At 62.0% G+C, this 13515-nt stretch carries 13 protein-coding genes; all 13 read left to right on the top strand.

Annotated elements, in window-relative coordinates; all coding sequences use genetic code 11:
- Position 1 precedes the first annotated feature (1 nt).
- The 13 genes from waaC (at position 2) to KZX66_RS05525 (ending at position 13483) form a co-directional block, all read left to right on the top strand.
- Positions 2 to 1063, top strand: a complete 1062-nt coding sequence (waaC, locus tag KZX66_RS05465) for a lipopolysaccharide heptosyltransferase I (RefSeq protein WP_248077294.1) — start codon at positions 2 to 4, stop codon at positions 1061 to 1063.
- A complete protein-coding gene (locus tag KZX66_RS05470) occupies positions 1063 to 2187 on the top strand; it encodes a glycosyltransferase family 4 protein (protein WP_248077296.1) in 1125 nt (374 codons plus the stop codon). Before waaC ends, KZX66_RS05470 begins: the two co-directional genes overlap by 1 nt.
- Positions 2184 to 2990 carry a lipopolysaccharide core heptose(I) kinase RfaP gene (gene rfaP, locus KZX66_RS05475; protein WP_248077299.1) on the top strand — a complete coding sequence of 269 codons (807 nt, stop codon included), beginning with the start codon at positions 2184 to 2186 and terminating at the stop codon, positions 2988 to 2990. The genes KZX66_RS05470 and rfaP overlap by 4 nt, the downstream gene beginning before the upstream one ends.
- Entirely contained in the window at positions 2990 to 3724 is a 735-nt protein-coding gene (locus tag KZX66_RS05480) for a lipopolysaccharide kinase InaA family protein (RefSeq protein ID WP_248077301.1), read from the top strand. The genes rfaP and KZX66_RS05480 overlap by 1 nt, the downstream gene beginning before the upstream one ends.
- Positions 3721 to 4473, top strand: a complete 753-nt coding sequence (locus KZX66_RS05485; protein ID WP_248077303.1) for a lipopolysaccharide kinase InaA family protein — start codon at positions 3721 to 3723, stop codon at positions 4471 to 4473. Before KZX66_RS05480 ends, KZX66_RS05485 begins: the two co-directional genes overlap by 4 nt.
- Positions 4473 to 5912: a lipopolysaccharide kinase InaA family protein gene (locus KZX66_RS05490; protein WP_248077305.1), complete on the top strand. Its 1440-nt coding sequence runs from the start codon at positions 4473 to 4475 to the stop codon at positions 5910 to 5912. The genes KZX66_RS05485 and KZX66_RS05490 overlap by 1 nt, the downstream gene beginning before the upstream one ends.
- Positions 5913 to 6042: 130 nt before the next feature.
- A complete protein-coding gene (locus KZX66_RS05495) occupies positions 6043 to 6381 on the top strand; it encodes a YceK/YidQ family lipoprotein (protein ID WP_248077307.1) in 339 nt (112 codons plus the stop codon).
- A gap of 132 nt (positions 6382 to 6513) precedes the next feature.
- Positions 6514 to 8271 carry a carbamoyltransferase gene (locus KZX66_RS05500; RefSeq protein ID WP_248077308.1) on the top strand — a complete coding sequence of 586 codons (1758 nt, stop codon included), beginning with the start codon at positions 6514 to 6516 and terminating at the stop codon, positions 8269 to 8271.
- On the top strand, positions 8255 to 9385 hold the full coding sequence (locus KZX66_RS05505; protein ID WP_248077310.1) for a glycosyltransferase: 1131 nt from the start codon (positions 8255 to 8257) through the stop codon (positions 9383 to 9385). The genes KZX66_RS05500 and KZX66_RS05505 overlap by 17 nt, the downstream gene beginning before the upstream one ends.
- On the top strand, positions 9385 to 10281 hold the full coding sequence (locus KZX66_RS05510; RefSeq protein WP_248077313.1) for an antimicrobial resistance protein Mig-14: 897 nt from the start codon (positions 9385 to 9387) through the stop codon (positions 10279 to 10281). The genes KZX66_RS05505 and KZX66_RS05510 overlap by 1 nt, the downstream gene beginning before the upstream one ends.
- Positions 10278 to 11675 carry a PIG-L family deacetylase gene (locus KZX66_RS05515; protein WP_248077317.1) on the top strand — a complete coding sequence of 466 codons (1398 nt, stop codon included), beginning with the start codon at positions 10278 to 10280 and terminating at the stop codon, positions 11673 to 11675. Before KZX66_RS05510 ends, KZX66_RS05515 begins: the two co-directional genes overlap by 4 nt.
- A gap of 35 nt (positions 11676 to 11710) precedes the next feature.
- Positions 11711 to 12667 carry a glycosyltransferase gene (locus tag KZX66_RS05520; protein ID WP_248077320.1) on the top strand — a complete coding sequence of 319 codons (957 nt, stop codon included), beginning with the start codon at positions 11711 to 11713 and terminating at the stop codon, positions 12665 to 12667.
- 51 nt (positions 12668 to 12718) lie between these two features.
- Complete coding sequence (locus tag KZX66_RS05525; protein ID WP_248077322.1) at positions 12719 to 13483, top strand: glycosyltransferase family 2 protein; 765 nt, start codon at positions 12719 to 12721, stop codon at positions 13481 to 13483.
- The last annotated feature ends 32 nt before the right edge of the window (positions 13484 to 13515 follow it).

Below are 13515 nucleotides of genomic sequence, written 5' to 3' on the forward strand. Positions count from 1 at the left end.
GTTGCGGGTACTGGTAATCAAGACCTCATCCCTGGGCGACGTGATTCATGCGTTGCCGGCACTCACCGACGCGGCGCGGGCGATCCCCGGTATTCAATTCGACTGGGTGGTGGAAGAAGGCTTCGCCGAGATTCCTACCTGGCACCCGGCGGTGGATACAGTCATCCCGGTGGCGATCCGCCGCTGGCGCAAAAACATCTGGCAGACCCTCAAGAGTGGCGAGTGGCGGCGCTTCAAGCAGCAGCTGCAATCGACCAAATATGACCTGGTGATCGATGCCCAGGGCCTGTTCAAAAGCGCCTGGCTGACCCGCTACGTGCGCGCACCCGTGGCCGGCTTCGATAAAAACTCCGCTCGCGAACCCATCGCGGCTCGCTTCTACTCGCGACGCCTTGCCGTAGCCCGCGGTCAGCACGCCGTGGAGCGTCTGCGCCAGTTGTTCGCCGTGGCCCTGGGTTACGACTTGCCCAAAGGCCTGGGCGACTACGGCCTGAGCACCGACAAACTGCTCGGCCTGCCGCCGAAAAAGCCGTTTGTGCTACTGCTGCACGGCACCACCTGGGACACCAAGCACTGGCCCGAGGCCTACTGGCGCGAGCTGGCCGAGCGCATGGGCCGCCTGGGCGTGGACGTGAAGTTGCCGTGGGGCAATGCCGCTGAAAAGGCCCGTGCCGAACGCCTGGCTCAAGGCCTGAGCAACGCCGAAGTGCTGCCCAAGCTCAACCTGGCTGGCGTGGCCCGCGTATTGGCCGGCGCCCGCGCCTGCGTGGCGGTGGACACAGGCCTTGGCCACTTGGCCGCCGCGTTGGACGTGCCGACCATTTCCCTGTTCGGCCCGACCAACCCGGGGCTGACCGGCGCCTATGGCAAGGGCCAGATTCACCTGGCCAGCGACTTTCCCTGCGCGCCGTGCCTGCAAAAGCACTGTACCTATCAACCGACGGCCGACGACCTGCGTCGGTTCGACATCAAGCGCGAATCGCCCCTGTGCTTCACGCGCTTGAACCCTGAGCGTGTGGCCAGCCGACTGAGCACGTTGTTATTGGCGGAGGAGCTGCACTGATGCAACTGGCTTTTGTTCTGTACAAATACTTCCCCTTCGGTGGCCTGCAGCGTGACTTCATGCGCATCGCCCTGGAGTGCCAGCGGCGCGGCCATCAGATCCGTGTGTACACGCTGATCTGGGAGGGTGATATTCCGCCGGGCTTTGAAGTGTTGGTAGCGCCGGTCAAGGCTTTCTTCAATCATCGGCGCAACGAAAAGTTGCTCGCCTGGATGGACTCCGACCTGGCCAAGCGCCCGGTGGATCGCCTGATCGGCTTCAACAAAATGCCTGGCCTGGACGTGTACTACGCCGCCGACGGCTGCTTCGAAGACAAGGCGCAAAACCTGCGCCATTCGCTGTACCGCAGTTTTGGCCGCTACCGCCACTTTGCCGAGTACGAACGCGCGGTGTTCGCCAGAGACGCCAAGACCGAAATTCTGATGATCTCCGAAGTGCAGCAGCCGTTGTTCATCAAGCATTACGACACCCCGCTGGAGCGTTTTCACCTGCTGCCGCCGGGCATTGCCCAGGACCGTCGCGCGCCGCCGAATGCGGCCCAGATCCGCGAAGGGTTCCGCAAGGAATTCAACCTGGCTGACGACGTACTGCTGCTGGTGCAAATCGGCTCTGGCTTCAAGACCAAAGGCGTCGACCGCAGCCTCAAAGCCCTGGCCGCGTTGCCGCCAGAACTGAAGAAACGCACGCGCCTGTTTGTAATCGGCCAGGACGACCCCAAAGTATTCCAATTGCAAAGCGCCACTTTGGGCCTGGGCGATAACGTGCAGTTCCTCAAGGGGCGCAGCGATATCCCGCGTTTCCTGCTGGGTGCCGACGTGTTGATTCATCCGGCCTACAACGAAAACACCGGTACGGTATTGCTGGAAGCAGTGGTGGCCGGCTTGCCGGTGCTGGTCTCGGCGGTGTGTGGCTATGCCCATTACATCGACGAAGCCGATGCGGGCCTGGTGCTGGATGAGCCGTTTGAACAAACCCAGCTCAACGCTAACCTGGCGCGGATGTTGAGCGATTCTGCACAGCGCGCGGCCTGGGGCCGCAATGGGCTGGCCTTCGCTGAGACGGCCGACCTCTACAGCATGCCGCAGCACGCTGCGGATGTGATTCTGGCGGAGCCAAAACCATGAAGTTGATGCTTGCCGAACCGTTCAAGACCCTCTGGGCCGGGCGTGATGCGTTCGCCGCCGTCGAGGGGCTGGAAGGCGAGGTGTACCGTGAACTCGAAGCGCGTCGCACCTTGCGTACCGAGGTGGACGGCCGTGGCTATTTTGTGAAGATCCATCGTGGTATTGGCTGGGGGGAGATCGTCAAAAACCTGGTCACCGCCAAACTGCCGGTGCTCGGCGCGGGCCAGGAATGGCTGGCGATCCAGCGCTTGCAGCAATTGGGCGTGCCGACCATGACGGCGGTGGCCTATGGCGAGCGCGGCAGTAACCCGGCGGACCAGCACTCGTTCATCATTACCGAAGAACTGGCGCCCACGGTGAGCCTGGAAGATTTCAGCATCGACTGGCTCAAGCAGGCGCCCGAGCCGCGCCTCAAGCGCGCGTTGATCGCCGAAGTGGCGCGCATGACCGGCATGATGCACCGTGGCGGAGTCAATCACCGTGACTGCTACATCTGCCACTTCCTGCTGCACACCGACACACCGGTGACGGCCGACAATTTCAAGCTGTCGGTGATCGACCTGCACCGCGCCCAGACCCGCGACAAGATCAGCCTGCGTTGGCGCAACAAGGACCTGGCGGCCCTGTATTTCTCGGCGCTGGACATTGGCCTGACCCGTCGCGACAAGCTGCGCTTCCTCAAAAGCTATTTCCAACAGCCGCTGCGCCAGATCCTCGCCCAGAAGGCCGCGTTGCTGCAGTGGCTGCAAGGCAAGGCCGACAAGCTTTACGCACGTAAACAGCGATACGGGGATGCGCTCTGATGGCGGGCTGGAACCTTGAACCGGCCTACTCCACCCTGGCGGATGATTTTGGAAGCCTCGAAGCGGTGTTCGCCCTGCAAGGCGAGCGGCTGACCCGCGACCCGTTGTCGGAAGTGATCCGGGTCGAGCGCGGTGGGGTCAACTATTACGTCAAGCGCTACGTCGGTGCCGGCAAGGGCCTGCGGCGCTACCTGGGCAAGCCGCGGGTCAAGTCCGAATGGCAGAACCTCAAGCGCTTTGCCAAGTGGGGCATCCCGACTGCCGACGTAGTGGCCTGGGGCCTGGAACGCAATGGCCTGGCCTACGACCGTGGTGCGATGATCACCCGCGAGCTGCCACGCACCGAAGACCTCTCGGTATTGGCCGAGCGTCGCGATGCGCGCCTGCGTGACCCCAAGTGGGTCAACGTGATCAGTCGTCAGCTCGCCGAATACACGCGCACGATGCACGATCATCGCTTTACCCATAACGATTTGAAGTGGCGCAACTTGCTGGTCGATGACCAGTCGACCCTGTACCTGATCGACTGCCCCAACGGCGATTTCTGGCGTGGCTTCTGGCTCAAGTACCGCATCACCAAGGACCTGGCCTGCCTGGACAAGGTGGCCAAGTATCATCTGTCGGCCACCCAGCGCCTGCGTTTCTACATTCAGTACCGTGGATGCCGGCACCTGAGTGAGTCGGACAAGCGGCGTATTCGCCACGTAGTGAAGTTTTTCGAGGGGCGTGAATGAGCGATTTCCTGGCGGCTGAAGACCGTGCGTTGCTGGAGCGCCACGGCCTCGCCACATTTGACGCGTTGTGGGCCAAGCAGTTGGACGCGGTCGACGAGCCGAACACCAGCCATGGGGGGTGGAGCAGCGTGTTTCGCCTGGAGCTTGACGGCCACGGTTATTACCTCAAGCGCCAGAGCAATTACCTGACGCGCAGCCTGCACCGGCCGCTGGGCGAGCCGAGTTTTTCCCGCGAGTTTCGCAATATCAGCCGCTACCGCAAGCTGGGTATCCCAGCCTTGCAGGCGGCGTTCTACGGCGAGCGCAAGGTCGCGGGTGAACATCGCGCCATGCTGTTGACCCGCGCCCTGGACGGCTGGAATGACCTGGATTCATTGCTGGAACAGTGGCCGCAACTGAGCGACGCCCAGCACCGTGCAATCCTGCTGGCCTGCGGCCAACTGGCGCGGCGCCTGCACAGCGTCGGCCAGGTGCATGGTTGTTTTTACCCCAAGCATATTTTTTTGCAGGCCACCGGTGACGGTTACGCCGCGCAATTGATCGACCTGGAGAAAACCCGCCCGCTGCTGTTCGGCTGGCGTGACCGGGTCAAGGACCTGGAGCCGTTGTTGCGTCGTGCACGGCCGTGGTCGGATGCGCAGGTGCGTCAACTGTTGGCGGCCTACCTCGATCAGCCGGAAGACAGTGCGCTGGTCACCACCTGGCTGCAACGCCTGACGACGCGGCGCAGCCACAAGGAGAACCGCTGATGCGTTTGTCCGAGTTGAAAAACGCCGGCCGCACACCGAGTCTGCCGTTGACCCTTGACCTGGCGGACGCCGCCGGCCCCGGTCAGTTGCAACTGCTGAGCCTGTTGCGCGTGCTGCCTGGCGAGCGTTACGTGGGCGCCGCAGTCTGGCGCGGGCGCCCGGTGCTGGCCAAGTTACTGGTGGGCGGCAAAGCTGCGCGGCATTTTCAGCGTGAGCTCACGGGCGTGCGGCTGTTGGCCGAACAAGGTCTGACCACGCCATTGTTACTGGCCGATGGGTTGCAGGAAGGCGAGGGCGGTTGGCTGCTGTTCGAATTTATCGAGGGCGCTGAGAGCCTGGCCGATGCCTGGCATGCGGTCGAAAGCTTGCCGCCCTTGGCCGACGAACAAACTGCCGTGCTCGCCGAAGCGCTGGGCGCCATTGCCCAGATGCACACCAAAGGCCTGTGGCAGGACGACCTGCATCTGGACAACCTGCTGCGCCAGAACGGCAAGTTGTACTTGATCGACGGGGCCGGCATCCGCGTAGAAGAGGCGGGCAAGCCGCTGTCGCGTGACCGGGTGCTGGAGAACCTCGGTGTGTTTTTTGCGCAGTTGCCCAAAAACCTCGAGCCGTTTACCGAGGAGTTGCTGGTGTACTACCTGCTCGGCAACGGCGAACACGCCCTGCCGCTGCAAGCCCTGGAGAAACAGGTGCGTAAGGTCAGCGCGTGGCGCTTGAAGGACTTTTTGAACAAGGTCGGTCGCGAATGCACGCTGTTCAGCGTGGCGCGCGGCGCGTTCGGCTTGCGCGCGATTCGTCGCGAAGAAGAGGCGGCGATGTTGCCGGTGCTGCAGCAGGCTGACGCGTTGCTCGACAGCGGCCATCTGTACAAAACCGGCGGTGCCGCCAGCGTGGCCAAGGTCGATGTGGCCGGGCGGCCGTTGGTGATCAAGCGCTACAACATCAAGGGTTTTGCCCATTGGCTCAAGCGCTTCTGGCGCCCGAGCCGTGCCTGGCATTCGTGGCGTGAAGGCAACCGTCTGGCGTTCCTCGGCATCGCCACGCCGAAGCCTTTGGCCGTGTTGGAAAAGCGCTTTTTCTGGCTGCGCAGCCGTGCCTACCTGGTCACCGAATACCTGCCGGGCCCGGACATCATCGAGCGCTTCGCGCCCTGCGTCGAGCACGGTGATGCGCCGGAAAGCGAACTGCTGGCGCTGGATCAGCTGTTTGCCGAGTTGATCCGCGAGCGCATCAGTCATGGCGACTTCAAAGGCCACAATCTGTTCTGGCACGAGGGCCGCTGGACGCTGATCGACCTGGATGCGATGTGCCAACACAGCTCGGCCGCCAGTTTTGCTGCGGCGTATGCCAAGGACCGGGCGCGGTTCATGCGCAACTGGCCGCAAGAAAGTGCATTGTACAAAGTGATTGATGAGCGCTTGCCCACCCAGGTGTGATCGAGCGCGCGTACTCATCGGCTCGCTCCTTGCGTTGATGAATAAGACGACTCCTACAGGCGCTTGGGCTTTGGGCGTCAATCGTCGGCCGAGCAGGGTGATAGCTTTTCAGTTTTCTGAAGAGACGACGATGAAAACCAAACAAATGCTCGGACTATTGGCCTTGATCGGAGGTTTTTCGGCCGCGGGTGGTTGCGGTACCGTGACCACGGTGTTTCAGGAGGACCGCGCCACGGTCCAGTCCCTGAAGGCGAAAAAAACCTACTGCCAGTCTGTTCCGCGTATCTACAGTGGCGTGGCCTACGGCCTTTGCGCACTGCATGCGCCGCCCAATTCCGGAAGCGGGCTGTGGTTGAACAGCGTTCCGTGGGCGTTTATCGATGTTCCGCTCTCGGGTGTTCTGGATACGCTGGTCCTGCCCTACACGGTCTACCAGCAAAATGTCGAGGGCAGCCTTGAACTTCGCTAGTCCCTTGCGCTAACAGCTTTCCCCCTCTTTTACGCTATAATCCCGCCCTTTAGCTGTTTCCTGCCCGCGCGGGAAACACACTTTTTTCAGGCGCCCCCCGCCTGCATGCAGACTAAAAGAGGCTAGACCCCAGTGGCATTGACGATTCTTGGCCTGTCCGGCGCCCTTAGCCATGATCCTTCCGCAGCCCTGTATATCGACGGCAAGCTGATCGCGGCCGCCGAAGAAGAGCGCTTCGTACGCGACAAACATGCAAAGAACCGCATGCCCTACGAATCGGCGAAGTTCTGCCTGGAACAAGCCGGTATCAAACCTTCGGACGTTGACGTGGTGGCGATTCCGTTCGCCCCGATCAGCCTGTTCGGCGAGGCGCGCTGGCACTACGCCAAGCGTTACTGGTATGCCCCGGACCGTGCACTCGACGCGATCCTGATGGGCAACCGTCGCTACAAGCGCTACCGCAACAAGATCGTCTGGTGCCTGGAGCAACTGGGCTTCGATCCGAAGAAAATCAAGATCGAGCCGGTTGAACACCACCTGGCCCACGCCTCCAGCGCCTACCACTGCTCGGGCTTCCAGGAAAAAACCGCGATCCTCGGCATCGACGGTAAAGGTGAGTACGCCACCACGTTCTTCGGCTACGGCGAAAACGGCAAGATTCACAAAATCAAAGAATTCTACGACCCGGACTCCCTCGGCGGCCTGTACGGCGCGATCACCGAGTTCCTCGGTTTCGAGATGCTTGACGGCGAGTTCAAGGTCATGGGCATGGCGCCGTATGGCGATGCCAGCAAATATGATTTCTCGCGCCTGGCTTCCTTTGAGAACGGCGAGCTGGTGATCAACACCGACTACGCCAACGTCATCGGCCTGCGCCGCTACAAAGAGAAAGGCAAGGGCTTCTACTTCTCACCGAAACTGATCGAGTGGCTGGGTCCCAAGCGTGAAGGCGATATCGCCGACGAACCTTACATCCACTACGCCGCCAGCATGCAGGCGCTGTTCGAGAAGCTGGCCCTGCAGATGATCGACCACTACCTGGGCGACATCCTCAAGGACACCGGCAAGCTCGCCTTTGCCGGCGGCTGCGCGCTGAACGTCAAGCTGAACCAGAAGATCATTGCCCGCGACGACGTGAAAGAGCTGTTCGTGCAGCCCGCGTCCGGCGATGCCGGCACCGCCGTGGGTGCGGCTGCCTACGTATCCCACGCCCGTGGGGTGCCGGTGGAGAAGATGGAACACGTCTACCTCGGCCCGTCCTACAGCAACGAAGACGTGATCGCCGCGTGCGCCAGGCACGAGAGCAAGCCGAACTGGCGCAAGATCGAAAACATGCCCAAGCGCATCGCCAAGATCATGGTCGACGGCAACCCGGTGGCCTGGTTCCAGGGGCGCATGGAGTTTGGCCCACGTGCGTTGGGCGGCCGTTCCATCATCGGTTGCCCAAGTGCGACCGGCGTGGCTGACCGCATCAACCACCAGATCAAGTTCCGCGAGCGCTGGAGGCCTTTCTGCCCGTCGATGCTCGACACCGTCGCCCCGCAAATGATCAAGGTCGATCATCCGGCGCCGTTCATGACCTTCACATTTGAAGTGTCGGAAGAGTGGAAAACCCGCGTACCGGAAGTGGTCCATGAAGATGGCACCTCCCGCGCCCAGGTGCTCAAGCGCGAATACAACCCGCGCTACTACGACATGATGAAAGAGCTTGAAGTGCTGACCGGCAACGGCGTGTCCCTGAACACCTCGCTCAACCGTCGTGGCGAAGCAATGATCTGCTCGCCGACCGACGCGCTGAACATGTTTTTCGGCTCCGACCTGCAGTACCTGATCATGGAAGACATCCTGGTCGTCAAAGACGGCGTGGACCCTTATGACGCGCTCGGCTGACCGCCACGTCCTGCAGTTCTGCCACGGCTATGACGGGCCGTTCCTCGATTGCGCGCGGCAGTACGCCAGTTTGTTCGCCGGCACAGGCTACAAGGTGACCACGGTGTTTCTCACCGGGGTCGCCGACCCGCAAGTGGCCGCCGGGTGTGCGTCCGACGAAGTGTTGTTCATGGAATTCAGCTCTAAGGCCATTCGTGGCCTGAAGTTGGGCGCCATCCGTGAACTGCGCAGGATCGCTGCGTCACGCAACTTCAGTTTCTGTATTGCTCACCGCTTCAAGCCGATCTACATCGCCTTGCTTGGCACGCGCTTGCCGGTGATCGGTGTGCATCACGCTTTTGGCGATTACCAGCGCGGCAGTCGCAAGCTGTTTGCCGGGATTTTTCGCAAACGCTTGAGCTTGCTGGGGGTGTCCGACGCGGTGCGTGACGACATGCGCCGCTGTCTGCCGGCCTGGCCCGCCGCGCGAATCCAGACCTTGTATAACCGCATTTACGTGGACGCGTTGCAGGCCGTCCAGGTGCCGGTGGACGAGGCGCGCGATGCCTTGGGCTTGTCGCCGGATGGGTGGGTGGTCGGCAATGTCGGCCGCCTGCACCCGGACAAGGACCAGGCCACGTTGCTCAAGGGGTTTGCCCTGGCGCTGCCGGATTTGCCGGCCGAAAGCCGCCTGGCGATTCTCGGCACCGGGCGCCTGGAGCAGGCGCTCAAGGACCAGGCGCGTGAACTGGGGATCGCCGACAAGGTGCTGTTCCTCGGCCAGGTGCCGGATGCGCGTCGGTATTTCCGCGCGTTCGATGTGTTTGCCCTGAGCTCCGACCACGAGCCGTTCGGCATGGTGCTGCTTGAAGCCATGGCGGCCGGTGTGCCGTTGTTGGCCACGGCCTGTGGCGGTGCGCGGGAAGTGGTCGAAGGCGTAGGTATCCTGTTTCCGTTCGGCGACGCCGAACACCTCGCTCAGGGGCTGCGGCATCTGGCGGCGATGGACCAGCACCAGCGACGGCAGTGTGCCGAGATGATGCTGGAACGCCTGCGCACGCGTTTCTCGGATCAGACGGTACGCGATACCTTCTGGCAACTGCCGCACGTTATTGAACTGACCGCGGGGGCTTGATGCTCAATCGATTCCAAGGCTGGCGCGAGCGGGGCTGGTCCGTCGTTGACGCGCCTGTCTACAGCGACGCCTGGCAGCGTTTTGGCGGCAGCGTCGCGACCCATCCTCAGGTGATCGAACGTCTGGCCGGGCTGGCCGATATCCCGGTGCGTTACCTGGCCTGGGAGCAGGGCGGTGAACTGCAGGCGTGCATCGCCACCTGGGGGCGCGACCTGGCGTTGTCCAAGGATGTGCTTAAACAGCGCGGTAAAAAGGGCTTGTTCGACTTGGGGAATGCCGAGTTGATCCTGCCGGCCGCCGCCAACGCCCAGGCGCCGCTGCGCCATCGCGCACGCTACCTGTCGACATTGAATGAAGGCCGTTTCAGCGGTCTCAAACCCCAGGCCGAGCAGTTGGCCATGGCCCGCACACCGGAAGAACTGTCGAAGAAGTTTCGCTACAACCAGCGCCGCGAATTGCGCTTGCTCGAAGAGGCTGGTGGCGTCGTGCGGCCAGTGAGCGAGTTTTCCAGTTCGGAGCTGGCGGCGATTTACTGCGATCTGTTCCTGCGCCGTTGGGGCTTTGCGGCCACCGGTGCCGAGCGTATGGCCGAGGTGATCGAGCTGTTGCGTGAATGGTTGATCGGCTCGGTGATCTTTCTCAACGATGCACCCATCGCGGTGCAGTTGGTGTACCGGGTCGAGTCGCCCGAGTGGATCAGCGTGGAGTACGTCAATGGCGGCGTGGACCCTCAAACCCGCGCGTTCAGCCCAGGCAGTGTGTTGAGTTTTCTCAATACCCAGAGCGCCTGGGAGCAGGCGCGCGAAGTCGGCAAGCCGCTGCGGTTTTCGTTCGGGCGTGCCGACCGTGAGTACAAGGACCGTTGGTGTAACCCTGTGCCGGTAGTGACCGTATGAGCCGCAAACAACAGTTGCTCAAGCGTCACCGGCGTAACAAGCGCGTGGGCGTGCTGATCGGCTTGGCGCTGCTGGTGGTGATCGGGGTCTGGGTCGCCTGGTGGTTGCCGCTGGTGCTTGGTGCGCTGGCGTGGGTCGCCCATGAGGCGTGGTTTGCCGACCATCTGTTCTATGCCCCTGGCGAAGACTATCGCTACCGTTTTGCGGCGGATGCCGAGGTGGCGGGGGTGCGCCTGGATGCCGGGCTGCTGCGGGTTGATCAACCCTTGGACAGCGCTGCGACCCTGGTGCTGGCGGTCAGGGTCAAGAGCACGTGGCTGGGCCGCTTTTTTGATCCTGTGGTGGCGATCCTGGGCGGCGAAAGCCCGGACCGACAGGCATTTGAGCGCGGTGTGAGCGGCGTGCGCTATCTCAATCTCAGTGGTTTGGCGTCCGTCATCGCGGCCGGCGAGCTGCGTGTGCGCGGGCGCTTTTGCGCTGTACAGGGCGTGCCCCGGCTGTGGGCGTGGGATAACCCCGATTATGCGGCGCAACGCGTGATGGTGATTGCGCCCCATGCCGACGATGCCGAGCTGGCTGCGTTTGGTCTGTACAGCCAGGCACACACACCCTGGATCGTGACGCTCACCGCCGGTGAAATCGAAGCCGAGCATTATCAGCACATGGGCCTGGCCCCGGCCGAAGCCGCGCGGCTCAAGGGCCGCCTGCGAGCCTGGGACAGCATCGCCGTGCCGCGCTGGGCCGGGGTGCCCGAGGCGCAATGTGTGCAGTTGGGGTACTTCTGCCTGCAATTGCCGGCGATGCGTGCCACACCGGATCAACCGGTGGCATCGCGCGAAGCGGAGCTTGGGGATGTGCGCCTGTTTCGCCAGTTCAATGCCTTCCCGTTGCCGGCGGACCGGGACGGTTCGCCGACCTGGAATAACCTGCTGGCCGATTTGCGCCAACTGCTGCTGACGGCACGCCCCGAAGTAATCGTATTGCCCCATCCGGTGCTCGACCCGCATCCTGATCACATCTGCGCGCAGCAGGCCGTGATGGAGGCGTTGGCAGGGTTGGAGTGGCAGCCGACGAGCGTGTTGGGCTACGCCAACCACCTGCATGACAACGACCGCTGGCCTATGGGCGACTCCGGTACCGGCATCGCCTTGCCGCCGCAGTTCGACGACACCCTTGAGCTGCACCCGTGCAGCCTGCCGCTGTCGTTGGCGCAGCAGCGCGACAAGGCCATGGCGCTGGGCATGATGCATGACCTGCAACCTGCGGCGCCGCTCAAGCGTCGTGTGCGGCGATGGCTGCAGCGAATATTGGCGGGGCGCTCGCGTTCGCCTTATGGCGAGAACGAATTTTTCCGCAAGGCCGTGCGACGGCATGAGTTGTTCTGGCGATTGTGAGCGCCTCTGTGAGCGCGTCTGTGAAAGGGAAAGTCATGAAAGTTTTGTTTCTGGTCCAGAAAGAACAGCGCGCCATTCTGGATCGCCTGTACGAAAGCATTGCCGAACACTGCGAGTGCGACACCCGCTGGCTGAGCAGTGACGAGCAGCGCAACCTGCGCGGTTACTTCCGGCGCGAGGTGGACGTAACGCGGTATGACCGTATCGTGTTCTTCCTGCGCTTCAAGCAGGAAATCCGCCAGGCCAGCTTCATTCGCACGATCCCCAATCTGGTGATCCTCGAGCATGACGCCTACCAGAACTACATCCCGTGCAAATACACCGGCAAGTTCAGCGCGCACTACCGGCGCCTGCCGTGGGCGCGGGTGATCAGCTCGGGCTACATGGTCACCGAGCGCCTGCGTGCCGAAGGCTTCGACGCTGTGTTCGTGCCCAAGGGCTACGATCAGGCGCTGCTTGAGGCTCAGGGGCGCGAGCGTGATATCGAGCTGGCGTTCGTCGGCAGCACCAACAGCGTGGCCTATAGTGGCCGCAAGGCGTTGCTCGATGAGTTGGCGCAAGTTGAACCTTTGGTGGTCACGCGCACCAAATCTGGTGAGGAATATTGTGCGACCCTCAACCGGATTCGTTTTTTCGTCAGTGCCGATGTGGGCATGGGCGAGTACATGATCAAGAACTTCGAAGCCATGGCCTGCGGCTGCGTGCTGTTGGCGTTCGATCAGGGCGCGGCGGAGAACGCGGCGCTTGGCTTCAAGGACAGGGTCAATGTCGTGTTCTACAGCGATATCCCGCAGTTGCAGCAAAAGCTTGCCGAGCTGCGCGCCAACCCTCAACTGGCCGCAGACATTGCGCGTAACGGGCAGGCACTTGCGGTCAGTCAGTTCAGTTTTGCCCGCATCGGCCAACGCATTGTCGAGGCCCTCGAGCCTCCCCTGCGGGCCCGTGCACCGTTGAATCTGCTGGAAAGGTGGCGCCTGAAACTGGGCGTCTAATGGCGACCAGGTAGTCATAAATGATGGCTACATGATATTATCGAGGCTTGAATGCAATTCTCCGATCAAAGCGACATAACGCTCGTGGTGACCAGTTGCGGTCGCTTCGATTTGTTGAAACGCACACTCGAGAGCTTCGATCTGTTCAATACGGCGGACATCCGCGAAGTCTTCATTACCGAAGACTCAGGGGATGACGCGGTACGCCATGCGGTCCCCGAGCACTGGCTCAGTCATTGCACGTTCTTGATCAACCGTCCGAAGCTGGGACAATTGGCATCCATCGACCTGGCCTACGAGTCGGTCAAAACCCCCTACATATTTCATTGCGAAGATGATTGGGCGTTTTATCGACCTGGGTTCGTCGAAGACTCCAAGACGGTGCTGGAGCAGCGCCCCGATATTCTGCAGGTCTGGCTGCGCAATTATGTGTACGACCTGCAGGTGCACAGCCCCTATATCCATTTGGGGCCGCGCGAGGTGATCGGCGGCGTGCCGTGTTATCCGCTGCTATCCGACAAGCCCGAGTGGCAGGGGTTCTCGTTGAACCCGGGCCTGCGGCGGGTCAAGGAATATCGGCTGTGCGCGCCCTATGCAGGGTTCGGGGGCGAGAAGGGGCTTTCCAAGCGTTACGCACAGTTGAATCTGGCTGCCGTGACCCTGGAAGGCGACGCGGTGTTGCACACCGGTTTCGGTTTGCATGTTGCGACAGCGGAAGAGCGCTTGACCAAGGCGCGACGCAAGCGGCGAGAGCGGATCAAGTTAGTGGTCATGCTGATCCTGGGAGTGGGTATCGGTTGGTTGATCCATCGGTAATGACGACGAGCCACACCAACGCCGCATAAGGT

It is taken from the genome of Pseudomonas sp. EYE_354 (genome assembly GCF_023148575.1).
In the GTDB taxonomy this organism is placed as follows: domain Bacteria; phylum Pseudomonadota; class Gammaproteobacteria; order Pseudomonadales; family Pseudomonadaceae; genus Aquipseudomonas.